35 protein-coding genes are annotated in these 21,824 nt (G+C 67.7%); 7 read left to right on the top strand and 28 right to left on the bottom strand.

Annotated elements, in window-relative coordinates; translation table 11 throughout:
• Positions 1-20: 20 nt before the first annotated feature.
• From HBH26_RS17905 to HBH26_RS21325, 28 genes are all read right to left on the bottom strand, one after another.
• Positions 21-380, bottom strand: a complete 360-nt coding sequence (locus HBH26_RS17905) for a hypothetical protein (protein ID WP_168136011.1) — start codon at positions 378-380, stop codon at positions 21-23.
• 11 nt (positions 381-391) lie between these two features.
• Entirely contained in the window at positions 392-826 is a 435-nt protein-coding gene (locus tag HBH26_RS17900; protein ID WP_168136010.1) for a phage tail tube protein, read from the bottom strand.
• A 15-nt stretch (positions 827-841) separates the two neighbouring features.
• A complete protein-coding gene (gp17, locus tag HBH26_RS17895; RefSeq protein WP_168136009.1) occupies positions 842-1,216 on the bottom strand; it encodes a tail completion protein gp17 in 375 nt (124 codons plus the stop codon).
• A gap of 4 nt (positions 1,217-1,220) precedes the next feature.
• Positions 1,221-1,622 carry an HK97 gp10 family phage protein gene (locus tag HBH26_RS17890; RefSeq protein WP_168136008.1) on the bottom strand — a complete coding sequence of 134 codons (402 nt, stop codon included), beginning with the start codon at positions 1,620-1,622 and terminating at the stop codon, positions 1,221-1,223.
• An 8-nt stretch (positions 1,623-1,630) separates the two neighbouring features.
• On the bottom strand, positions 1,631-1,969 hold the full coding sequence (locus HBH26_RS17885; RefSeq protein ID WP_168136007.1) for a head-tail adaptor protein: 339 nt from the start codon (positions 1,967-1,969) through the stop codon (positions 1,631-1,633).
• Positions 1,969-2,616, bottom strand: coding sequence for a head-tail connector protein (locus HBH26_RS17880; protein WP_168136006.1), 648 nt, complete (start codon positions 2,614-2,616; stop codon positions 1,969-1,971). The genes HBH26_RS17885 and HBH26_RS17880 overlap by 1 nt, the downstream gene beginning before the upstream one ends.
• The gene (locus tag HBH26_RS17875) at positions 2,613-2,834 is read right to left on the bottom strand and encodes a hypothetical protein (protein WP_168136005.1); all 222 of its coding nucleotides are present in this window, start codon (positions 2,832-2,834) and stop codon (positions 2,613-2,615) included. Before HBH26_RS17875 ends, HBH26_RS17880 begins: the two co-directional genes overlap by 4 nt.
• Positions 2,831-3,322 carry a hypothetical protein gene (locus HBH26_RS17870; protein WP_168136004.1) on the bottom strand — a complete coding sequence of 164 codons (492 nt, stop codon included), beginning with the start codon at positions 3,320-3,322 and terminating at the stop codon, positions 2,831-2,833. The genes HBH26_RS17875 and HBH26_RS17870 overlap by 4 nt, the downstream gene beginning before the upstream one ends.
• Positions 3,322-3,855, bottom strand: coding sequence for a spike base protein, RCAP_Rcc01079 family (locus tag HBH26_RS20895; protein ID WP_239024916.1), 534 nt, complete (start codon positions 3,853-3,855; stop codon positions 3,322-3,324). The genes HBH26_RS17870 and HBH26_RS20895 overlap by 1 nt, the downstream gene beginning before the upstream one ends.
• Before the next feature lie 3 nt (positions 3,856-3,858).
• Positions 3,859-4,143, bottom strand: coding sequence for a hypothetical protein (locus HBH26_RS17860; protein ID WP_168136003.1), 285 nt, complete (start codon positions 4,141-4,143; stop codon positions 3,859-3,861).
• 55 nt (positions 4,144-4,198) lie between these two features.
• Positions 4,199-5,509 (bottom strand): phage major capsid protein, encoded by a 1,311-nt coding sequence (locus HBH26_RS17855; RefSeq protein WP_168136002.1) that lies wholly within the window; start codon positions 5,507-5,509, stop codon positions 4,199-4,201.
• Positions 5,510-5,535: 26 nt separating this feature from the next.
• Positions 5,536-6,159 (bottom strand): HK97 family phage prohead protease, encoded by a 624-nt coding sequence (locus HBH26_RS17850; RefSeq protein WP_168136001.1) that lies wholly within the window; start codon positions 6,157-6,159, stop codon positions 5,536-5,538.
• 1 nt (position 6,160) lies between these two features.
• Positions 6,161-6,508, bottom strand: coding sequence for a hypothetical protein (locus tag HBH26_RS17845; RefSeq protein ID WP_168136000.1), 348 nt, complete (start codon positions 6,506-6,508; stop codon positions 6,161-6,163).
• Entirely contained in the window at positions 6,508-7,713 is a 1,206-nt protein-coding gene (locus tag HBH26_RS17840; RefSeq protein ID WP_168135999.1) for a phage portal protein, read from the bottom strand. Before HBH26_RS17840 ends, HBH26_RS17845 begins: the two co-directional genes overlap by 1 nt.
• Positions 7,710-9,455: a terminase large subunit gene (locus tag HBH26_RS17835; RefSeq protein WP_168135998.1), complete on the bottom strand. Its 1,746-nt coding sequence runs from the start codon at positions 9,453-9,455 to the stop codon at positions 7,710-7,712. The genes HBH26_RS17840 and HBH26_RS17835 overlap by 4 nt, the downstream gene beginning before the upstream one ends.
• Positions 9,431-9,880 carry a hypothetical protein gene (locus HBH26_RS17830; protein ID WP_168135997.1) on the bottom strand — a complete coding sequence of 150 codons (450 nt, stop codon included), beginning with the start codon at positions 9,878-9,880 and terminating at the stop codon, positions 9,431-9,433. Before HBH26_RS17830 ends, HBH26_RS17835 begins: the two co-directional genes overlap by 25 nt.
• A gap of 93 nt (positions 9,881-9,973) precedes the next feature.
• Positions 9,974-10,321 carry an HNH endonuclease gene (locus HBH26_RS17825; protein ID WP_168135996.1) on the bottom strand — a complete coding sequence of 116 codons (348 nt, stop codon included), beginning with the start codon at positions 10,319-10,321 and terminating at the stop codon, positions 9,974-9,976.
• Between the two features lie 150 nt (positions 10,322-10,471).
• Positions 10,472-10,939 carry a hypothetical protein gene (locus HBH26_RS17820; protein ID WP_168135995.1) on the bottom strand — a complete coding sequence of 156 codons (468 nt, stop codon included), beginning with the start codon at positions 10,937-10,939 and terminating at the stop codon, positions 10,472-10,474.
• Between the two features lie 277 nt (positions 10,940-11,216).
• Positions 11,217-14,282, bottom strand: a complete 3,066-nt coding sequence (locus tag HBH26_RS17815) for a phage/plasmid primase, P4 family (RefSeq protein ID WP_168135994.1) — start codon at positions 14,280-14,282, stop codon at positions 11,217-11,219.
• Between the two features lie 50 nt (positions 14,283-14,332).
• Positions 14,333-14,902, bottom strand: coding sequence for a hypothetical protein (locus HBH26_RS17810; RefSeq protein WP_168135993.1), 570 nt, complete (start codon positions 14,900-14,902; stop codon positions 14,333-14,335).
• Positions 14,865-15,833 carry a phage Gp37/Gp68 family protein gene (locus HBH26_RS17805; protein WP_168135992.1) on the bottom strand — a complete coding sequence of 323 codons (969 nt, stop codon included), beginning with the start codon at positions 15,831-15,833 and terminating at the stop codon, positions 14,865-14,867. Before HBH26_RS17805 ends, HBH26_RS17810 begins: the two co-directional genes overlap by 38 nt.
• A complete protein-coding gene (locus tag HBH26_RS17800) occupies positions 15,826-16,074 on the bottom strand; it encodes a hypothetical protein (RefSeq protein ID WP_168135991.1) in 249 nt (82 codons plus the stop codon). The genes HBH26_RS17805 and HBH26_RS17800 overlap by 8 nt, the downstream gene beginning before the upstream one ends.
• A complete protein-coding gene (locus HBH26_RS17795) occupies positions 16,071-16,442 on the bottom strand; it encodes a hypothetical protein (protein WP_168135990.1) in 372 nt (123 codons plus the stop codon). The genes HBH26_RS17800 and HBH26_RS17795 overlap by 4 nt, the downstream gene beginning before the upstream one ends.
• Positions 16,439-17,005, bottom strand: coding sequence for a hypothetical protein (locus HBH26_RS17790; RefSeq protein WP_168135989.1), 567 nt, complete (start codon positions 17,003-17,005; stop codon positions 16,439-16,441). Before HBH26_RS17790 ends, HBH26_RS17795 begins: the two co-directional genes overlap by 4 nt.
• Positions 17,005-17,250: a hypothetical protein gene (locus tag HBH26_RS17785; RefSeq protein WP_168135988.1), complete on the bottom strand. Its 246-nt coding sequence runs from the start codon at positions 17,248-17,250 to the stop codon at positions 17,005-17,007. The genes HBH26_RS17790 and HBH26_RS17785 overlap by 1 nt, the downstream gene beginning before the upstream one ends.
• Entirely contained in the window at positions 17,247-17,525 is a 279-nt protein-coding gene (locus HBH26_RS17780; protein WP_168135987.1) for a hypothetical protein, read from the bottom strand. Before HBH26_RS17780 ends, HBH26_RS17785 begins: the two co-directional genes overlap by 4 nt.
• Positions 17,525-18,013, bottom strand: a complete 489-nt coding sequence (locus HBH26_RS17775; RefSeq protein WP_168135986.1) for a hypothetical protein — start codon at positions 18,011-18,013, stop codon at positions 17,525-17,527. The genes HBH26_RS17780 and HBH26_RS17775 overlap by 1 nt, the downstream gene beginning before the upstream one ends.
• Complete coding sequence (locus HBH26_RS21325) at positions 18,010-18,225, bottom strand: carph-isopro domain-containing protein (protein WP_420824999.1); 216 nt, start codon at positions 18,223-18,225, stop codon at positions 18,010-18,012. The genes HBH26_RS17775 and HBH26_RS21325 overlap by 4 nt, the downstream gene beginning before the upstream one ends.
• On the opposite strand from HBH26_RS21325, the gene HBH26_RS17770 reads away from it, so the two are divergent.
• From HBH26_RS17770 to HBH26_RS17740, 7 genes are all read left to right on the top strand, one after another.
• On the top strand, positions 18,136-18,906 hold the full coding sequence (locus tag HBH26_RS17770) for a LexA family protein (RefSeq protein ID WP_420824998.1): 771 nt from the start codon (positions 18,136-18,138) through the stop codon (positions 18,904-18,906). The genes HBH26_RS21325 and HBH26_RS17770 overlap by 90 nt on opposite strands.
• A gap of 314 nt (positions 18,907-19,220) precedes the next feature.
• Positions 19,221-19,490, top strand: coding sequence for a hypothetical protein (locus HBH26_RS17765; RefSeq protein ID WP_168135985.1), 270 nt, complete (start codon positions 19,221-19,223; stop codon positions 19,488-19,490).
• A complete protein-coding gene (locus tag HBH26_RS17760; protein ID WP_168135984.1) occupies positions 19,487-20,074 on the top strand; it encodes a YfbR-like 5'-deoxynucleotidase in 588 nt (195 codons plus the stop codon). Before HBH26_RS17765 ends, HBH26_RS17760 begins: the two co-directional genes overlap by 4 nt.
• Positions 20,074-20,352 carry a hypothetical protein gene (locus HBH26_RS17755; RefSeq protein WP_168135983.1) on the top strand — a complete coding sequence of 93 codons (279 nt, stop codon included), beginning with the start codon at positions 20,074-20,076 and terminating at the stop codon, positions 20,350-20,352. The genes HBH26_RS17760 and HBH26_RS17755 overlap by 1 nt, the downstream gene beginning before the upstream one ends.
• A gap of 217 nt (positions 20,353-20,569) precedes the next feature.
• On the top strand, positions 20,570-21,082 hold the full coding sequence (locus tag HBH26_RS17750) for a hypothetical protein (RefSeq protein ID WP_168135982.1): 513 nt from the start codon (positions 20,570-20,572) through the stop codon (positions 21,080-21,082).
• Positions 21,083-21,264: 182 nt separating this feature from the next.
• Complete coding sequence (locus HBH26_RS20890; RefSeq protein WP_239024914.1) at positions 21,265-21,441, top strand: hypothetical protein; 177 nt, start codon at positions 21,265-21,267, stop codon at positions 21,439-21,441.
• A complete protein-coding gene (locus HBH26_RS17740) occupies positions 21,438-21,686 on the top strand; it encodes a hypothetical protein (protein ID WP_168135981.1) in 249 nt (82 codons plus the stop codon). The genes HBH26_RS20890 and HBH26_RS17740 overlap by 4 nt, the downstream gene beginning before the upstream one ends.
• Positions 21,687-21,824 lie beyond the last annotated feature (138 nt).

Here is a 21,824-nt window from a genome sequence, read left to right as displayed (position 1 = left end):
GTCCAGCTCCGCCCAGATCGTCAGCGCTCGGGACCAGTCCCAGGCTTCTTCTTCCTCGACTGAGCCTTTCCCTCCGCACTCGCCGCAGCGTCGGGGAAGGCCGCCTTGAACGCCCGCGCGATCACGTCGGCGGCAGCGTCCGGTCCCATGTCGTGGATGAGGTTGCCGGCCTCGATGTCGGAGATCGCGCCGTGACGCGCCTCCAGCCCGATCCGGAACACGGACCGGATCATGGAGGGGCTTGCGAGCCGGTCGCCGACGCTCGCGACGTCGACGGCCAGCTCGCTCTCGATCGTGCAGAGGGCGTTGAAGTCGTAGACGAGCGTCCACGTCTTGCCGGCAGCCGGGAAGCTGACCTCGCCCTTGATCGCGTTTGCCATGCGCCCGTTCCTCAGACGCTGGCCGCGGCGCGCGCGATCGAGCCGCTGACGCGGCCGGTCACCTCGGCGGTCAGCCGATCGTTGAGCGGCGCGGTGGGCTGGAAGCCGCGGATCAGCAGATCGAACGTCCAGGTGTAGCCGTTCGGCCAGGTCAGCCGGACGCCGCGCGCCTTGCGCGTCGTCTTCGTGGCCAGGATCAGCTGCTCCGCCGAGTTGCCGGGCACGTAGTTGAGCGAGAAGGTGCACTCGCCGGGATCGGTGAGGCCGCCGATGAACTCCTTGAACCCGTCCGGCGACTGGTAATGCGTCGCCTCGATCTCGTCGTCCATCTCCTGCGGCGGGGTGATGTCGAAGACCTCGGCGACGTCGGTGTAGGTCGTGGCGTTCGCCGTGGCCTTGATGCCGAACTTGATGCCGAGGCCGGTGATGGCCGTGGTGGCGGGCATAGCGGGACTCCTTCCTTACGAGTGGTGCCAGAGGCGAAGATCGAGCGAGGTGCGATGGACGAGGGTGCCACCGGCATCCCTCTCCTGATCGTCGCGCTCGGCTTCGACGAAACAGGCATCCCAGACTGGGCGCGACAGCGTGTCGCAGGCGCCCTGGACGGCGCGCGCTACGGCCTTGGCGACGCCGTAGCGCGCGCCGAAGCAGTCCGCCTGGACGCGATACGGCGTCAGGCTCACCCGGCCGCCGTAGGTGTAGAGCGGCACGCCGCTGACCAGCAGAAGACGGATGCTGGGCAACTGCCCAGCCCGCTCACCCCAGTCGATGCGGGTGCCGACGAGCGCCGTCAGCCCGTTGTAGGCCAGCAGCGCGGCACGGAACGCCTCCTCCATCGCGTCAGCCCTTCGTGATCCGCTGAAGCCGCGTCGCCGCTCCCTGCCGGAGGCGAGCGAGAACATCGGCGAGGCGCGTGTCCCAGGCTGGGCGCAAATACGGATGCCCGGCCTCGTTGACGGTCCCGAACTCCTCCGTGATCGCCTGCGGCATCGATCCCGGTCCGACGTAGATCTCGACCGTCCCCCGCTCGGGCGCGCTCAGCGCGGCCTGGCGCGGGCTGAGCCGCGTGCCCACGCCGATCGACCGTGCCAGCCGCCCGGTGCGACGGCGAACTATGCCGCGCGCCGTGTCGGCGACGGGCTGCAGGGCATCGATCCCAAGCGCCACCAGCGCCTCGGCGTCGCTGAGCGCGGCCAAGGCTTCGAGGTTGGCGTCCGCCTCCTCGAAGCCCTCGATCTTCATGCCGGTCTTCACGAGCGCAACGCCGACGTCGTGATCTCGACCGCGACGCGCGTGCCGCGGACTTCCTTGATCCCGACCACCTCGTAGCGCAGGCCATCGCAGACCATCTGCCACTCCGGCGCGATCTGCCGGGTCAGGCCGTCGTAGCGCAGCAGGAAGCGTGTCGAGACTACCTGCTGCTGCGCCGCTGCGGAGATCCGCTCGGCATCGCCGATGTCGGTCTTCTTCGCCCAGCGCTTCCCCGCCTCCACCGGCGCTCCGGGCGAAGACGAGAAGCCGTCGTCATCGACCGGGCGGCGGTAGAACGTCACCCGGCGGTCCAGCTCGCCGGCATCCAGCCCCATCATCAGACGCGCCAGATCCGGAACGGCGACAGCAGCGCTTCCACCGATGCGGACATCGAGACCCGCGAGGTGGTGGTCGACGCCACCTCGCCGCGGTTGCGGAAGAGGTCGGCCGTCATGATCAGGATGGCGGCTTGCAACGCCTTCGGCAGCGGGCGCCCGGCCTCCGGGTCGTAACCGGCGCGGTACGTGACCCGTGCTGCGCCAGCTGGCCACCGCCCGCCTCCGACTGGCACCAGGCGATCGTCGACCACGTCCCACTGATCGGCCGCGATCGGCAGCCAGAGATCGCCCTCGCGCCGCTCCACGCCGGTGACAGCCACCAGCGGCGGATAGGGCAGCCGACCGGCGCACTCGAAGCCGGCGAAGGTTTGCACATAGACGCGCTCGACGAGAGCGCGGCCGAGCCAGCCGTCGCGGCCGTCGAGATGCGCGATGGCCGCAGCCAGATAGAGCGCGACGAGATCGTCCTCGGCGTCGTCGTCGGCCTCCAGCCGCAGGTGCTTTTTCACGATCGCCAGCGGGATAAGCTCGACGTCGCCGGCAGCCCCGCCGCCCGCGCCGATATATTCGGCGTAGGCGTTCGCAACATAGGCGTCGGAGAACTCGGGACCGAGGCCGAGCAGCGCGCGCATTTCCTCGATCGTCACGCCAGCACCTCGAAGCGCGAGGTCCAGAACGGTCCCGTGGGATCCTTCATCGGATTAAGCGTGACCGGCTTGCCGTCGAGGATGCCGCCACGCGCCGCGTCGGCCCGCTTGCCCACCCTATTCGGGATGAACGACACGAACGGCCCGCGCACGCCGGCCAAGCCGGAGAAGACGCCCTCGATCTCCAGCGGCACGCGCCGGCCATTTTCGATCTTCACAGCTGCCGCACCGTCAGCACGTTCGTGCGCTCGAAGCGCTGCCCGAGGGTCGTGAGGATCTTCATCGTGATGGGGATCTTCACGCCGGCGCCCAGGAACGTGGCCGCCTCCTGCATCGCCTCGGCAACGACGAACCACAGCTGGACCTTCCGGCCCTCAACGGAATCGATCAGCGGCGAGTGGCCGACCGACTGGTCGACCATGATGCCGAGCGCGGCAGCCGCGGACGAGACGCGGATGGCGAGGATCTCGGCCACCTGCTCCTCTGGCTCCAGCAGCGTCGCCCAGCTGAAGGCATAGCGCGCGTGATCGGCCGGATCGTAGGGCTGCTCCCACTCGACGGCGCCGAGCGGGATGCCGGCAGCGATCGTCGCGCTGGCCTGGACGCGCGCGACGAGCGCCGTCCGCTCGTCCGGCACGTTGACCACGCCCGACGTAGGCGGAGCGGCTGCCGAGAAGACGCCGATCGCGATCAGCTGCGCGATCATCAGGCGAGGCCCACCATGGTGGCGGTCGTGCCGGTTGCCATAACCCGCCGTGCGCGGATCGGCACGATCTGCCCCGCGACCACGGGGATGGTGATCGTGGTGTTTCCGGTCCCCCGCAGCGCGACGTTGCCGGCGACGGCGCAGTATAGCGCCTTTGGCACAGTCGCCAGGTCGACCGTGTCGCTCGGCACGATCGCAAAGAGATCGTCGGCCGGCGCGGTCAACGCAGTGGTGCTGTTGTTCGTGCCCAGCAGCTGCTCGACGGCGTCGTTGTAGCCGTTGAGCGTCGTCAGCGCCGCGTTGGTCGCTGTGATGAGCGCCTCGATGCCATCGACGAAGCCTTCGAGGCCATCGGTATTGTCAGCGATGGCCTTCAGCCGCGCGCCGATCGTGTTCGCTGCGGGCGTGGCGGTCAGCAGGCCGAGGATGTCGGCGCCGTTCGCGTCGCGCAGGATGACGTAGCCGTGCAGCTTGCCGCCGATCAGCTCGCCGATCGGCGTAGCGTCCGGAACCGGCGTGATAAGATCGGGCATGGCTTAGCCCTTCCGCGCCGGGGAACGCCGACCATCGACGCGGCTGTCGCTGACATCGGCGTCGGTGATTGCGGGAACGAAGTCGCGCTGGCTGGTCTTCGCCGTGCCGAAGGTGTGGCGCACCGGCTCGGCGCGCTCCATCGGCACCTCGCCCTTCAGTGCCAGCGCGCCGGACTTGACCAGCGTGGCGGCGTCCGCCTCGGTCATCTCGCGCTCGTCGCCGCGCGCGTAGTCGCGGCCTTCGCCGTGCATCGCGCGATAGACGACGTAGGTCTTCTTCTCGGCCATTTCCGTTCTCCTGGTGTGCCGGGGCGAGCGATCGACCGCTCGCCCCGGCCGGACTTCACGCGTTGGCGAACGCGCCGTCGACGAAGGCTTCCGGACGGTAGACCGTCAGCGCCAGCCGCTCCTCGGCGAGGATGGTCACCATGTTGCGGCGGAAGTTGTCGCCATCCTCGGTCGACACCAGCACGCCGGACTGCTCGCGGTCGAAGAGCTGCGCGCCCATCTTCCACGCGCCCACGGTGAACTCGCCGACCGTCTGCGCCATGCTCGGCACGACCGGCAGGCCCCACAGCGTGGGAGCGAGCGAACCCTGCGGGTTGCCGATGAGGTAGCGCCCCTCACCGTCCTTCATCATCTCGATGATGGCCCAGTCGATCGGGTGCAGCACCTGCCCGTCCGCCGGATACAGGGCGAGCGCAACCTGAAGCTGCGCGATCCGCAGCTTGTCGATCATCGTCGGCGTCGCGTAGCCGGTCAGGCCGGCCGGCACGGCATAGTCGGCCGCCTGCGGCTTGATGCCCGCCAGGTTCTGCCCGGTGCCGTCACCCTTCAGCAGCTGCACGTCCTCGACGAAGGCGAGACCGTAGCGCAGCCGGTTGTCGATCATCGACCGCAGGCCCGGCGCGTCCGCGAGGATCTCGGCCGATGCCAGGAACCAGTGCGCGATCTTGCGAACGGGCGCGTTCTTCAGGTCCAGCTTCAGCGTGGATTCCGGCTTCAGCGTGCCCTCGGCAACCATGCCCGCGTTGTTGGTGAAGCCGGTCTCCTGCACGTACTCGATCGAGCTGGACGCGGTCTGTCCCGGCGCAATGAGGTTGCGGATCGTCAGTTGCCGGTTCGGCAGCATCTGCATCGGCGACTGGACGCGCTCAGCACGAACCAGATCACCCGCCGACCCGTTCGCATCGGTGGTCAGGCTGGTGATCGCCTTCACCTCGATCGCGACGTTCTGACCCTGCCGGGCGCCGTTGGCGAAGGCGGCCTTGAACTGGTCGCTCTCGACATACTGCTCGCCGATCGACTTGGGACGATCGGCGTCGGCCGGGCCGCGCTTCGCCATCTTCTGCTCCAGCTCGTCGAGGCGGCTCTTCGCCTCGTTCATGCCGGTCAGCGCCTGGTCAGCGAGTTCCTTGGCCGTGGTGGAGAGCGGGATGCCCTTCTCGGCTTCGGCCAGCGCCTTCTCGGCGATGGCCTTGACCTCGTTGTGCTTCGCTTCGAACGCGGCCTTCGCCTCGTTCGCCAGCTCCGCAGCGGACTTCGATTCCGGGTGACCTTCGGGACCGCGCATGTAGCGGCCGCGCTTGCGCTCGGCAGCGGTCATCGGACCGAGCAGCGCCATCGCGCTGCCCAGCAGGGCAAACTTTCGCATGTGGTGTTCCTTGGATTAGGTGGAGATCAGCCGAGCAGGCCGCGCCAGAACTCGGCGGCTTCATCCGCCTTCACGTCGGGATCCCCCCGAAGATGCGGCGTCGCCTTGCTCGCGATTGCCGCGGCAAGGCTCTTCGAGAAGCCGCCTGCGTCCCGCAGGAACTCCTCGAATTGTCGGACGGACGGCAGTTGGCCGTGCGCCAGTATGTCCTTCACGCGCGTCAGCTGCGCGCGCTCGTTCATCGGGATCGCGACGAGCGAAGTCTCGTGCAGCGCCACCTCGATCAGCTCGCGCGCGCTGTCGGTGTATCGCTCCTTCACCGACCGATAACCGATCGACAGCCCGGCCAACGCGCCCTCGCGCGCCAGGGCAAGAGCGTCGGTGCCGACGGCGGTGACCGTCGTGATGCGCCCCTTCAGCTTGAGTCCCTTCGGCGTGTCGTCGAAGTCGGTCCACACGCCGATCGGCATGCGCTGATCGTGATAAAGCAGCATCGGCAGCGACTTGCGACCTTTCAGCGTCTTCGTGAAGGCGCCGGGCAGGATGATGTCACCACCGTGGTCGATGTTGTTGTAGGCGGCGGCCAGCCCCTCGACCGAGCCGTCTTCGCCGACGTCCTTCACGTCGAGCGGGAAATCGAGATGCCTCATGTCACCGCACCTTCTTGCTGGCGACGTCGAACGCTGCCGTCGCTTCTTCCAGCGCGATGCGAGCGGCGTCGGCGCGCTGACGCGCGGTAGAGGCTGCGTCATCCGCGGCTGCCTTCTCCGCGCGAGCCGCCTTCAATGCTGCCGCCGCGTCGGCGAGGTCATCGAAGGCGTCGCGAGACGGGCCGGTCGACTGGAGATCGGAGGCCGAGAAGAATCCGCCACCTGTACCGACACGCTCGACCGTCCCATCTGCGGCATCCGGGCCGAAGCCAGGAGGCGGAGCAACACCCGCCTGCGGGCCGCCAGCCAGAACCTCTTCCACGGAGGGGATTTTCGAGACGTAGATCATCAGCTTACCACCTGCTGTCCGTTCGCCTGCGTGATCGGCACGTTCTGCATCTGCATGCGGGGCACGTCGCCGCCCGGCACCGGCAGCATGTTCTCCAGCGCTCGCACCTCGTTGATCGTCATCCAGCCGTTGTTGAGCGCCGACTGGTAGAAGGCCGATCGCGCCGCGCTGTCGCCGCGCAGCAGGCCTTCGAGGTTATACTCGATCGTGATGCCAGCAGCGCGATCCGCCGGGGTCAGCAGCTGCTTCTCCATGGCCTGCTCTGCGCGCTTGAGACGGCGTCGCAAGGCGAACTTCTGGAAGGTCAGCACCTGCTGCTCCAGGCTCGTCGGATAGCCGCTCGACTTCTCGTTGTGGCCGATCATGAACGGCGGCACGCCGAAGAAGCGACAGCACTCCTCGACCGAGAAGCCGCGCGACTGGAGCATCTGCGCGTCCTCGGGATTGATCGTCAGCTGCTGCCAGGTGACGCCTCCCTCCAGCACCATCGGCTTGCCCGCGTTCATCGTGCCGACGAACTTCTCCTGCATCCGCGTCTCGGCAGTGCGCGCCTGGTCGTCGGTCAGCCACTTGTCGAACTTCAGCAGGCCCGAAGGCCGCACGCCGTTGGCGAACATTTGACCCGCCGCCCGGTCGATCGCTGTCGCCAGGCCGAAGGCGTGGCGAGCGAACGCCAGCGTCGAGAGGCCACCCTCGGGCGCCCCGCCGAAGCCGCGGATGTGCAGCACGTCATCCTGCCGGCGCGTCTGATCGGCCCAGCGATAGACCAAAGTGCCATCCCGATCGCGCGTGACCGTCAGCGCGTCCCAGGCGATCGGCGTCAACGCGATCACGCGCTTGCCATCGGCGGAGCGCTCGATGTCGGCAACGGCGTTGCCCTTCAGCTCCAGCGAAGCGTAGGCACCCTCCCAAAAATCGACGGCGGTCTGATCGGCGTTGGGGCTGTCGTGCAGCAGGCGATAGGCCCAATGATCCTTGGCGACGACGCGCCCGCCCTTCCCATCGCTGCGGTAGACCACGATCGGCAGGCTGGCGATCGTGCCGGCCAGCAGGTTCACGCACGCCCAAACCGACGAGAGCGCCAGCGCCGAACCTGCGTTCACCGGCTCCCCGGCGTGGCTCTGGCCTTCCCGCGACCAACCGGCCGGGTCCGTGAGGCTCAGCACCCGCCGGAACAGCGAGACGGCCTTCGTCCACAGATTCATGCAGCCGCCGCCAGGCGGTTCAAGAACGCGTCCATTCCACCTCCTGTCGCCTCGGGGTTGCGGCTCATTAGAAAGACCGCGTTAAACAGCGCGATCAGCGGGTCGATCTTCGCCTTTCCAGCGGTCTGCTTCGTGATCAGCACGGCGTTGCCACGCTGCTCCACGCGGGCATTGCCGACGCAGAAGACCATCAGCGCCTGATCGGCATGGACGAAGGTGCCGTCCGCCAGCTTGCGCTCCGCGGTCCACACCGCTCCGCTCAGCCTGAAGCCCTGCGAAACCGACGTCATCAACTCTTCGGGCAGGCCCTGCTGCACGCACTCGTCGATCAGCGCGCCGATGCCTTGCGGATCGAGGCCGATGGCGTTCGTTTCCGGCATCAGCCCGGCGGCTTGCACCGTCACAAGCAGCGCGGCGACTTCCTGCAAGTCCTGCGTCGGATGCTCGCACCGCACGAGGTCGCCGTCCTCAACGAAGCCGTCCAGTTCGGCCGCGATCTCCTTTCGGCGCTCCCACACGATCGGCTGCGCCCAGGCCTTCGACCAGGCGAGCCAGCGCTTCGTATCCCGACAGCGCCCCACCAACGTGAGGCCCAGCAGATCGTCCAGGCCGCCGCCATCGATCCCGGCGACGATCACCTCCGCCCGCACGAGGAGGGTTGCCAGCGTCAGCCCGGCATCGGCCTGCCGCTCCCAATAGTCCGCGCCGATCCAGCGATCGGTGTGCAGGGCGAGGCCAATCTGCACGTTCAGATGCTGCGACGCCCAGCGCCGCTCTTCCTCGTCGCCCTTGTCGCGAGCGGCTCGATACTCGGCGGCCAGGCGCTCAATCGTGATCGACAGGCCCGCGTTCGGCAGCACCATGTGCCAATGCGCCGGATCGCGCCACGAGCCGTCCCGCTGCATCTTCTCGGGCAGCTCGTAGAGCAGCGGAAGCGTCGCCACGTCGGCGACGATGCGACCGTCGCGAATGCCGCGGGCGTAATCCAGCTCGGCCTTGAAGGCGCCGGCGGGCGGCCGGTCCGACTGCGTGGTGATGATCACCATGAATGCTTCGGGGTTGGCGATCATGCCGCCCCGCAGCTGTCCGATCACGCGGCCGGCATCCGCCATGCTGGCCATGAGGTGCAGCTCGTCTAGCAGGATGCCGGCCGGCTTCGATCCGGTCGCCACCCGCATGTCGAAGGTCTTGATCTTCAACCGCGCCTTCGTGAGGCGGTCTGTGATCGTCTTCGTATGCTCCGCGACGTGGAACCGCGTGCGCAGGAACTCGTCAGCCTCGACCATGCCCGAGGCCTGCTGGAATGCGGTGTCGGCAACCTCCTGCGTAGGACCGACCAACACGAACTCGGCGCGAGGCCGCTCGTTCATCAGGAGCGCAGTCACCATGATGGCCGCGCCACCCGTCGTCTTCGCGTTCTTCTTCGGCACCAGCGCGAAGATCTCGCGCAGGATCCGCACCCGAGTGGCGGGATCGATCGTGCCGAACAACACGCGGACAATGTCGCGCTGCCACTCGCCCGCCGCCTCGGCCATCGTCGGCTGCCCCGGCACGTCCGGCAGGCGCAGCTTGTTGAAGATGGCGACGGCGCGCGCCGCCTCCTTCTGATCGAGCAGCTCGCGCAACGCATCCGGTATCAGCGACCGCCGCTGCGCCAGGCGCTCCGCCCAATCCGGACAGGCGAACAGCGGCCAGTCCGGTTCGGCGAAGCGGCGGGCTAGTGCTTCAGCAACGAACCCCATTCACCGCTCTTCGATGCCGTGCCGGCGTCAGCGACCAGCTGCTCCTTCTTCCCCAGCTTCGGCTGCTTCACCTTGGCCGGCTTCTCCATGGCGCGGGCGCCGCTGATCATGGCGCCCTTCTCCATCTGCTTCAGCAGCTCCTTCTCGGCCGCGACGTTCCCGTCAGCCGCGGCGTCGTTCAGCCGGGCGAGCTGCGTGATCTCCATCCGGACGCGGGCACTGTCGCGCTTCGCGACCTCGGAAAAATAATGCTTCCGCAGGGTCGGGACCGAGACTCCGATCGCGGTTGCCGCTTCCTTGACCGTCATGCCGCGCGCAAAGGCGATCAGCACCCGGTTGGAGCTTTCGAGAGACCAGGCGTGTTCCGGCCGCCCACGGCCTTCCTTGGCCAGGACGATCGGGTCGCCGAACAGGTCGCGTCCCAAATCTTCCGGCATCGCGAAAAAAATCTCCGAATGGGAGGGACGGCGGTCTAGCGGCCGGCCCCTGCTGGACTTTCGACCCCCCCCCCCTCCCTCTCAGCGCTCGCGCGCCTCCTGCCGCTGCTTCCAACCGTCGTGGCACGGCTTGCAGAGGGTCCAGAGGTTGCCCTCATCCCAGAACAGCGCTTCGTCGCCACGGTGCGCGCGCCGGTGATCGGCCACCAGCTTCGACGTCTCGCCTTCGAGCCGATGGCAGCGCTGGCAGGTGAACAGGTCGCGCTGAAGGATGGCCCAACGAAGCCGCTGCCATCGCGCCGTCTTGTACCACTGCCGCCACGGCTGCTCATCGCGTCGGCGATCGTACTGCTGCCGATCGTGCGGTGCTGGCGCGAGGCGCGGGCGCAGCGAGCCGAGACGCGGCGTCAGTCCCTTCAGCCGACCCATTTCATACTCGAAAGCACGAAGGGCGCCGAGCCGAAGCCGGGCGCCCTTCGCGAAGTCTAAGGAGAGGATGTGCCGTGCCGATCCCGAAGGCCCGTCCCAGCGTGACGTGAAATACGCCGAAAATGCCCGACAGGTGGACAGGGAAAATGATCAGTCCGGCAGATTTACCCCGTTGACACGCAAGTCCCCTGCATTTCTGCGGTTTTCACGGTCACAGATGGCGGCAAGGGCGCGGCCGTAGCGCTTGCGCAGGCCGTGTGCGCCCCGGCTAAGACCCAGGCGCGGCAGCATCCTGATCCAGCTGATCTCCCGCTTGCCCGCCGCCAGCTGCGCCACGGCGAGGCCGATCACCTTGCGGTCGGCCGGATCGACGGCGTCGAGCCAAGCGAACGCCTCCTCCATCTCAGCCACTTCGCGCCGGGTGAGCGATGCCGGCTTCAACGACGGCTGCTCGCCCGCATCCAGGCCGCCACGCGCGTCATAGTCTCCGGCCAAAACGTCGCGGCTGATCTCCGGCCATGCCGAGCGCAGCCGCTGCCAGCCGCGTTCGCGGTCCCCGTGGCGCCAGCAGGTCAGCATCGCCTCGACAAGCCGGTCCTCGACGTCCGTGAACGTCATCCTTCCGGCCCCGGAAGCGTCGCCACCAACCCTTCCGCCATCCAACTCACCATAACCCATTAGAAGAACGCCCTTTTTCTTACCTGATGGAAGGATCGGAAGGGTCGGAAGGATTGACGTATGTTTTCGTCGTGCGCCTGCGCATGTGCGCATGATGTACGGGCAACATCGCGACTAACCTTCCGAACCTTCCGAAGCCGCAGAAATCCGCCGCTTTCCCTTCCAAGAACCCTTCCGCCACCCTTCCGGACCGGAAGGATATGTGTCGCGCCAGCCCTCACGGCGGCACGTCGCCGAAGTCGTCAGGCGGCGGCCATCCGTTGTCGTCGACCATCGTGCGATTATCGGAGAGGACGGGTTCGTCACTCAGCGAGCGAGGTTTGCCGTCGTGGTCGACGAAGTCGTGCACCTCCTTCACGAGGCGGATGCCCAGCCACTGCATCCCGTCGCTGGCCTTCTTCTGATAGCCCTTTTCCGCCATCGCGTTGGAGAAGCCTTTGTTCGACCACTCGCGCTCGCCGGCTGCCTTGCACCAGGCGACGAAGACCTCGTGCAGCTTCGACGATTGGACACGAGTGTCGGCGTCGGCGACGACGCAGAGGCGCAGGAAGCGCGCCAGAGGGTCGCTGGCGTCCCGATAGGCCATCGTGGCCTCGGTCACGCTTTTCGGCTCCACGAGGCCATTGCTGAGGTAATCCAGCAGGCCGGCGACAAGGCGGTTCAGCACGCCCGATGCCTCTTCGGCGATGATCTTCGCCGGCAGGTTCGGATCCTTCTCCGGCCAGTTGGCTACGCCCGGCTCCGGCTTCTCGATGTTCCTGAGCCAGGGGATCAGCTTCATGCGGCTCCAGATGCCGTCGTCGGTATCCGGAATGTCGAACTTCGTGTTCCCCATGATGATGAGCTTGAAGAGCGGCTGCAGGTTGAAGAACCCGCGGTGGAGCATGCGAACCGGCAGCGGATCGCCGCCAGTCACCAGCTTGATCAGACCGGTGTCGAGCTTCTCGTTCCGCCCCGGCTCCGACGATCGCAGCATGCGCACGCCGGCGAGCTTCGCGAGATCGGGCGACGCCTGGTCGCCGCGCTTCTTGATGCCCTGGTCGAGGAACGAGCCGATCGGGATGCTGTCGGCATAGTCGCCGACGACGTGCTGCCACACGTCGAGCGTGGTGCCCTTGCCGTTGCGACCGCGCCCGTACCAGAACCACAGTTTCTGCTCGCCGGCGTCGCCGGTGAGGGCATAGCCGCCGAGCTGGTGCAGGTAGCGCCGCATCGAGGCGTCGGGCTGCGCCCAGCCGAACATGGCGTCGTAGCGCGGCGAGGCGACGCCCGGATCGTAGGTCACCGGCGACAGCTTCGTCAGCATGTCGGCGCGATTGTGCGGCGACAGCGTGACCGCACCCTCGCGTGCGCCGTCCGGCCCCTCTTCCGTGCGGAAGCGCAGCGTGCCGTTGGCGACGTTGAAGGCGTATTTGTCGTGGTCGAACCGCTCGATCGGGACCGTCAGCCAGCGCCGCGCGAGCAGCGCGACCGCGGCCGGCTTCCCCGTCGTCTCGGACTGGCGGCCGAACACGGACACCTTGGTCGAGAGCAGCTCCCAGCCCTTGCCCTTCGCGATCCAGCGGTCGAGGCCGTGCGGATTGTCCTCGTCATCGAGATCGAGCCGCTGCTCCTTGCCGTCGCGCACCAGGCTCCACTTCACCTTCGTGTCGGCGATGAAGCGCGCCTCGTCCTGAATGGCCCGCACGGTCTCGAAGACGGCCGCGATGACCTCGGCCGGCGGGGTCTTCTCGTCCTGGTCCAGCACCTTCCAGCGCCGACCGTCCCAGCCGAGCCAGCCCTTGCCGGTGGTAAAACGGAAATCGTCGCCGTATCGATCGCGAAAGCGCTCGGCGATGCCGAAATCGGTCAGCGGATATCCGAGGCACTTCATCGTCAGCGCGATCGGCGCCAGATCGAACCCGCGGTTGATCCCGTCTTCGATCGCGCGGTCGACGTCGGCGTGCTGGACATCCGCGATGCCCTCGTAAACGTCCCACAGCGCCTGCTTGGCGTCGTGTTCGTCGAGCAGCTCGGCCGCGATCCGCCGCCCGACGCCATAGGCCAGCCGGGTGATTGCTTCCTTGGTCGGATCGACGTTCTCAGCCCGCCGCGCAAGCCACGCCTGCGCGACCTTCCGCGCCCGCGCCCACCCCGCCTCGTCCAGCACTTGAACGCCATCCACCCTTCCAACCCGGAAGGATGCGTCGTTTCGGCGCTCAGCCCGCGGCGCGGGGCGGCCGGGCGCGGCCGGGCGCCGATCGGCGCGGGATCGAGCAGCGGCCGCGATCTCTCCGAGATCGCGAGGCTGTTCGCTTCCTGCGGTCCAGCCGCTGGCGACGGTCAGCATCAGCTGCCCGTCGTCGTCGCGGCCGGGGTTGTCGCGCGCGGCGGCCTCCACGCTCGCACGCGCGACGCCGGCGTCGAGCGCGCCCGCCGCGACCAGCGTCGCGACCTTGAAGGCGCTTTCGTTCAGCTGCGCATTGCGGCGTCCCGATCCTGCCGTCCGGATCGCGCGGCACTCGCCGTCGAGGGCCGACAGCGCATATTTCCGAACCGCGTCGTCGACGTGCCCGGCCGACGACGCCGGCACCTGCCGCCGCTCCGCCGGCATCGCGGCAGGGCTGGCAGCAGGCCTGACCTTACGCGAGCGCAGGATCGTCACCAGCTCGGCCGGCGCCTCGGCAATATCCGCGTCGTCGCGCCAATCGCCGCGGTCGCGCATCCAGCGATAGCTCTTGCCGGTGTCCGGCAGGATGCTGGGGGGAGCGATCACGTATCCGCCCAGGCCGCGCACGTCGACGTGCGCCGGAAGGTTGCCGCGATTCCGGATCGGCTCGCCGTCGGGCTGGCGGAAGTAGACGTGGACGCCGCCCGACTGCGTGATCGCGGTCAGCGAGCGCGGCAGCGGCACGCCCATCTGATCTTCCAGGTCGGCCTTCAGCTGCTCCAGCGTCCACTCGCGAGTGCCGATGACCTCGCCGGTCTCCGGATCGCAGTCCTCTTCGACACGCGGGTCGAAGTCGAGAACGAAGCACCCGTTCACGCCAGTGGGCAGGCCGATCAGCGCGTTCGGGTGCTGACGCCACCACGCCTCGATCGTCGGTTCGTGCGTGGTGGCGTCCTTCAGCCCTTTGCCCGTGTAGGGCGCCTTGGCCTTGAACGTGCGCTCCTCGCCCCCTGCCCCGCCGATGCGGACGGTCTCGTCACGCTCGCGGACCGGGAAGACCGGCCAGCCCCGGCGCGCGTATTGGAGCGCCGCCTGACCCATGGCGGACGGCAGCGTTGTCGTTGGCACCCTCATTCCCCCGGTTCCTCACGCGGCGACGTTCGTCACCCGCGCGGGCGATAGCTTCAGGCGAACGCCGCCTGGATCTGTGCGAGCTTGCGTTCCGCCAGTTCCGCTCGCGTCGTCAGCGCTTCTACGATCGAAGGGCTGGCAGCAGTGACGAGCCGCAGCCGGACTTCGGCCAGCAGCTCCTCCACGTCGAAGTCACTGAGCGGCGTGCGGACGCCTTCGCTATCGATCGTCCGCAATCCAGCGACGATCAGGTCGGCGGCCGCTTCGCCCTGCGACGTTCCGAGACCGCGTGCGCGCTTCTCCACCGCTTTGATCGCGTCGATCGCAGAGGAAGGCAGCTGGACAGACTTGGGCATGACGACAGATTCCTCTCGTGGTCTCGGCAAGTTGATTACAGGCGGCTCCCAGTCGTCGGGCGGGAGCCGCCCGTCACGGCAGAAGGCACACAACCCGCCGACTAGGCGGAGCATCATGTGACCGCAGTCGCTGCATTCACCGGCGACGCCGGCGGAGATCTGCACGCGCGTGCGCGACAGCCCGCGTGCCACGGTCTCGGCCTGTATCTCGGCGGCCATGTCGGCAGCGTCAGGCACGATCCGGCCGCCCGTCGTGCAGCGCGCCATCCAGTGTTCGTCCCGCGACCTTCTTCGCCGCCTGATAAAGCTGTTCGCCCTTGCCACCATTTGCACGCGGAGAGCCGGCACCAACGTGTCCGTCGGGCCAAGCCACGTTGGTGGCAGGCCAGTCCACGGTCGCCGCCGACAGCAGAGGCGCCCAATGTCCCCATTGCTTGAAAAGGAACGGCACTCCGGCTGCCGCGCACTGGTCGCGCAGGCTCCTCGCCCAATTGGGGTGCATCGGCCGGGCGTTCGGCCCGCTTTCCCCACCGACGATGATCCAGTCGAGCGCCAGCTCCTCGCTGATCGCGGTCCAGTCGCATCGCGAGCAGCACTCGTAGGCGCCGGTGCTGGGGTCCTGCGACAACCCGTCGAGCGAGTTGGGGCACGGCTGATAAAGCAAGTGCGGCTCCAGATTGACTGGTCCGAGCAGCGGCTCCATCGACAGAAAGCGGTATTCCGGTCCGCGTATGGCGGCGAGTTTGGGAATATCCCTCTCGGCCTCCGCCTGATTAACGATCGTTGCGCCCAGCCACACGTTCTCGGGCCACCCGCCCGCCGCCTGCGCCATCTTGTCGGCGTTCCCGATCCGCTTCGTCACCAGCAGCCAGTCAAGGTTCGGCGTCTCACGGATCAGCGCGAACAGCTCGCCACGCCACTCCGCCGGCACCTCATTGTCGAATACGTCCGCGAGGCTGGCGCAGAAGACGCGGTAGCGGATGCGGAGCCTTGCGGCCCGACGATCCCACGTTCGCGGCTGGTTCCACGTCGAGGCGGCGGTGTGGCGGCGCGGTTGCCCAGGCCCCCAGCGCACGCCAAGCCGCGCCTCGGACAGATCCGCTGCGTAACAGTGGTCGCAGCCAGGGCTGACCCTTGTGCAGCCGATCCACGGATTGAAGGTGTGATCAGTCCACTCGATGGCGCTGTTCTCAGCCATTGCTCGCCCCCACGATCGACCGCATCAGCGTGCGCACCATCACTGGATCATGCCCGTCGCGGTGCAGCCCCGTGGCGATGCCTTGCGCGAAGGCGCGGACCGCATTCTTGACCGCGTCCGCGTCGGCCTGACCCAGCCGGCCGCGCGCGCTCAGCGCATCGATCTGGGTGCACGTCGCCCGCGCGAAGGCCAGCACGCCCGCGCGCTCGGCCACGATCGTCTCGACGTCGCGCTCTCTCATGCTGCCCTCCGCTGCCGCAGGTGATGGGCGCGGCGATCCTCAGCGGCCGCGCGTGCGCAGGCTTTCGGGCACGGCCGCGCTGGCGCACCGCTGCGCGACCAGGCGGCCGCGACGGCTGCGGCGCCACCCTCCGCCGGATCCAGCTGGCGATCGGCCTTGACTAGATCGGCGTGCCCGCCGCGGTGGATCGACAGGAACGTAACGATCCGTTCGAAGGTCACATCGTTGACGCGCCGCCCTGTGCGCAGCTTGTCGATCACGCTCAGCGACACGCCCGCCGCAGCCGCGATCGACGCGAGTGTGACGCCATGGCGAAGACGGTACGCCTCGACCCGCGAGAACAGCTCGCGCGCGCTCGCCCCGCTCACTTCGCAATCCCCGTCGTGGCGCCCGTCGCCACGATGTGGACGCGACGGTTCGTTGGCGCCGGTGCGGCATAGACGCGTATCGCGTTCGCCAGGCGAAGCACATCTAGAAGCTGCGGGATTTGCTCGCGCGGCAAGTCAGCGCGCGCGGCGAGGTCGCGATCGGTTGGGCATGGCCGGCCCGCGTTGGCGAAGCGCTCCAGTACCGGCAGCAGCCGGTCGATCGCCTCGATCTCGCCGTCGACGATCGCGTCGCGGACGGCCGACAGCACCGGGCGCCCCTCCGGCTTGGCGCCGGGCAGCGCGGCGGTGCTGCGGACCGCGGTATAGTTGAACATCGTGGGTACGTCCGCGCGGCGAGGCCGGGTCAGCAGCACGAGGCCGGCGTTCGCCAGCTCCAGCATGCGCCGACGCCCGCTGGACGCCAGTGGCAGCGTGGCACGCATCGGACCGTAGACGAAGCGGTCGCCCGCCTTCGCGACCGACAGCCAGGCTTCCACCTGCGCGGCTGTCGCGACGACGCCCTCGTCCACGGCATAGTCCTGTGCGGCATAGGCGGTCGCCATCACGCGGCCCGCCAGGGTTGGAATGGCGAGACGGCGGGCGGGTAGGATCCCGCCGCCTCGCCTACGCGCGCGGGCAACAGGGGGGAAATCCCGCGCGCGATCTCATGAATCTGTGCCGCCAGGTGCGGCGTGATCTCGATGGCCCGCGCCCACGCGCCAGCGTCGCTGTCGTGATCGATGACCACGACAGCGCTCATCTCCGGCCCGGACGCGAAATCGAGGCCCGTCCAGACCGGCTCGATCATGCGGCCAGCTTCCCGATCGAGGGCGCCTCGAACCACCCACACAGCGGCCGCCGCTGGAACGCCATGCGGTCGATACCGGCGCGGTTCCACAGCTCGCGGCCCAGCTCGTCGCCGGGGATTAGATCACCTTCGAGCAGCCGCTCCAGGATTACGGGGTCCAGCCGCAGAGCGACCGCCGCGAGGTTGACGGCGCCATACGCCTGCCGCGCGATCCAGCGCGCCAGCAGCCGGGCACCTTCGTTCGGCGCATGCGCCTTCAGATGCATCTTGCGCATCACTGTCCTTCCCTCTCGATAAGTTCGAATTCGGCGATCATCGCCAGCACGACGGCGAGCAGCTGCTCGGCCTCGATCCTGCCTTGCCGCGCCTCCGCGGCGTCGACCTGGCCGTTGCTCAGCGCCATGCAGAGGACCCCGGTCAGGTCTGCCGCTTCCTTCGACTGGCGGCCGAGCAGCGACAGGATATCCTCGCGCGTCGCGCGCACGGTGGGCACCGGCACCAATCGCATGCCGATCAGAGCCAGCACGGCGTTGGCGAGGCGGCCGTCCCACTGCTTGCAGCCGCGGAGGAAGGAGACGACGCCCATGTCGGCGCTGCCTTCGGCATACGCTGCGGCCCGATCGCTCTTGCCCAGCACGGCATCCAGGTCCGCCCAGGTGGCGCCGTCCTCGCGCTTGATCGCGTCGAGGCTCTGTCCGAGTGTGGTGAGCAGCAACGACGCGGAAACCGTCCGGTGCGAGGTGTGGATTCGCGGCGCAGTCACGCGACATTCTCCGCCGGCTCGCCGCCTACGAAAGCGTCGACGTCAATCGGAGGCGTAAGCTGTTGTCCTACCAGACGAAGATGCGCGAAGCGGGACCGAGGGATCCCATTCTTCCGCCAGCTGTGAACGGTGGAGGGCGGGGTCTCGGTCAGCCGCGAAACGGCGGACGTGCCACCAAGTGCGTCGATGATGCGGGTCGCCTGCGTCTGCATGGCGAGCGATTTGCGCTAATCGCAAACAATGCGCAACCGTTTTCTTGCGATAATCGCGATTGCGACATTCGCAAACTCACGCTTCATGCCCTGATGACCCCCGACGACATTCGCGGCGAGCTGGACAGGCGGAACATGAGCCAGCGCGATCTGGCCCAAGCTGTCGGCATGAACGAGGACCATCTATCAAAGGCCCTGGCTGGCCGACGCCAGTTCAAGCTCCATGAAATGGACGCGATCAGAGCCGAGCTGGCGCCTGAACCGGGACGCGACGACCACCTTCCGCTGCGCAGCATCCCGCTACTTGGCGATGTACCCGCCGGCAGCTTTCAGCCGCAGGAACAGATCGGTGGCAAGCGCCTTGTGGTGACAGATCCTGAAGTTCCGCCGAATGCCTATGGCCTGCGGATCAAGGGGGACTCCATGGACTTGATCGTGCCGGACGGCTCGACCGTCATCGTTGATCCCGATGACAAGAAGCTTTGGCCAGGCTTCCGATACGTCGTTCGCACCGCGGACGGGCAGACCACCTTCAAGGAGTATCAGGAAGGCCCGGCCCGGCTCGTGCCTTGCTCGAGTAATCCGCAGCATCACGAGATCGAACTGGGAGCCGAGCCGATCGTGATCGAAGGGCGAGTGTGGTCCTATTCGATGCGCGACGCTCCTAGGCGCTCAATCTAATCTCAGCCTCGCGTTGCCACTCGATGGCGGCAACGCCGTCTAGGTAGAGTTGCCCCCACTCATCCACCTCTGCCAGCCCCGCAGCCAGCGCGTCCTGCACTGCCTGTCGCTTCTTCGTCCGCCACGGACCCCGTGGCTTTCCAAACGCAACTACCCTGTACCGCAGTGCCACGCGCGCCTCCAACGCGACTCGAAGATGAGAACAGAATTAGAACATTCGCGAGCGCCATTCGTCAATACGCGATAATCGCAATTTTCTGCGTTGACCTGAGTTTGCGATTGTCGCAAGTACGGCGTCCGAAAGGAGCCGCACGATGTCGCAGCCTATCACCACCGAGACCAGCGGAGCAGCCTGGAAGCGCCCGCCCGACCTGTCCACCGGCACCATCCGCCAGCTCGCAGCGATCGACCGCGATCAGCGCCGCCCGCTGCCGCCCCGCCGGCACGAGCCGATCTGCTTCAAGCCGCTGGTGGAGGAGGACGCGCAGCTGTCGTTCGACGCTCTGGACTACGTCGTCGCCGTTCTCGTGGTCTGGATTGTCCTCTCACTCATCATCGCCTTCGCGCGCGGGGTGGCAGCATGAGCGACCCGCGCATCAAGACGGCCACCGGGCCGACAATCCTGCTGGCGAGCGGCAACTACTTCGACCTGCTCGATCCCGCCGCCAGCCGCTTCACCGTCGGCGACATCGCGCAAGGCCTCGCCTTCACGTGTCGCTTCGCCGGCCAGTGTCGCGAGTTCTACTCCGTCGCGGAGCATTCGATTCACACCAGCCAGATCGTTCCCGAGCGCTTCGCTCTGGCGGCGCTGATGCACGATGCGGCGGAGGCCTTCATCGGCGACGTGACGCGTCCGCTCAAGTCGTTGCTGCCCGACTATAAGGCGATCGAGAAGGAGATCGAGCGGGTAATATTCGAGCGCTTCGGCTTGGGCGACCTCCCCTACTCCGACGAGGTGAAGACCGCCGATCTGCGGATGCTGGCCGCCGAGCAGGCTGCGTTAATGCCTCACCATGACGACAGCTGGGCCTGCATCGCCGGGATCGAGCCGGCCGAGATCAAGGGCCTCGGTCTGCCGGCCTCACCTTGGAAGGCCGAAACGTCCTGGCTGCAGACCTTCGAGAGGCTCACCGGCACCTATCCCATCGCAGATTTGGAGCGGCTGTGATGGGCGAGCTGATCGAGGGCGTCACCGACGCCAATCGCCTGCTGCTCGCTGCCAGCTCGGCCGCAGCCGCCGCCCTTGTCGATATGGTCGAAGTGGCGCGCGAGGGCACCGACACAGCGGCTGGCCTTCGTCATCGCGAAGCGGCGGAGAACGCCGCCGACGCGCTGCAGTCGATACTGTCGATCGAGCTGACGGACGAGAAGATGGATCCCGACCGGCGCGAGGCGGTCGGCCAGCTGCTCGCTGCCACGTCCCGCTTCCTAGAGGGCTCGGCGTGATCATGTGCGCATGGTGCGGCGACCCGCTGACGCCTGGCCAGCCACGTTCGCGGCTCTTCGCGTCGCCAGACAGCTCGGTCCGAACTACGACTGTTCAGGCGCACTTCCATCCGGATTGCGGTGACGAGCTTCTCGCCTGCGCTGCCGAGCATCAATCCGATCACCTCGGCGAGCGTTGGACTTGGGCGCGCGGCCCACGCGCGTTGCGGAGGGCCGCATGAGCGAACCGCGCTTCTCCCTGCCCTGCTGCGCCTGGGCGGCACTCCGGCTCTTGCAAGAGCGCAAGCAGTCCTACCCCGCACGGGTAGAGGCCGGCCAGCTCACCGCGGCCGAGGCGGAAGACAAGATCGCCACGTCGCGCGCGATCGTGCTGCAGTGGCGCTGGGCGCTCGATCCGGCGCTCCCGCCCTTCCCTACCAGCGAGCGCGACGAGGCGCCTTTCGGCGCGCCGCAGGTGTCCATGATGCGCCAGCTGCGCGAGACCGCCGCGTGGGAGCGGCAGCGCGCGAGCGCAGCGCCCGCCAACGAGGTGCTGCAGGAGCGGGCGGAGCTGGCCGCGGCGCTTGTCTACTACCAGGACGCGCCGGCCGGCGCGCACCCGATGATCGTCCGCCTCGGCCTCGCCATGCGTCGGTCGCCGTGTCAGCGGTACGTGCCCGAGGCCAACGTCGACGGCTGGATCTATCAGGCGCTCGGCCTGCCGCTGGCAGCGGACCGGCGGGCGGCATAATGGCCGTGTTACAAGCCCCCTTTCACGGCGACGTTCCGCCTCGCGAGGGGCAGCGGACCTGTCCGGAGTGCCTGAAGCACTTTACGCCTGCGCAGGAGGCGCAGCTATTTTGCTCGCCCGCGCACCGGACGGCCTGGAACAACCGGATGACCGTGCGAGGTCGGGTAGCGACCCCGCTCCTCATGGCGGCGCGCCACACGCGGAACGGCACGCGCGGCGAGTCGACGTTCGGACATCGCGCCAGCATCGATCTCGACCGACTGCTCGCCCGCTGGCGCCGCGAGGACAAGCGCGAGGGGCGCATGTCGGCCGTCGAGTATAACGACCGTCGCTACCGGCTGGGCTTCGATCCGCTATGAAGCTTCAACGCCTTCAGGCCATGCCGGATTGGCCGATCCGCATGACCGCCGACGTGGCCAGCCTCTTCATGTGCGTGTCGGAAAGCACCTTCCTCGCCCGCTATGGCGCCCTCGCCTTCAAGGAAGGAGCGAACACCTTTTGGGCACGAGCCACCTTGGAGCGGGAGGTTGCGAAGCAAGCCAGCCTGCCTCAGCTTGCGCCCGCCGGTGCGAGCGAGGATTCGTCGTGGGACGACTTAGATTGAAGAATGTGAAGGAGTGTGGATCGGCGTGGAAAAGGGACCCCGGTAGCGGGGTGATCGGCGTCGAAAAAGGACCCCTCATCCCGGTGGTCTAGGCTGCTCGCTTGGCGGTGTGTCAGGCGGCGAGATCGGGATGCTGGT

Origin of the sequence: Sphingomonas corticis (assembly GCF_012035195.1) — a bacterium.
Lineage (GTDB): Bacteria > Pseudomonadota > Alphaproteobacteria > Sphingomonadales > Sphingomonadaceae > Sphingomonas > Sphingomonas corticis.
This window is presented reverse-complemented; position numbering and strand designations above follow the sequence as displayed.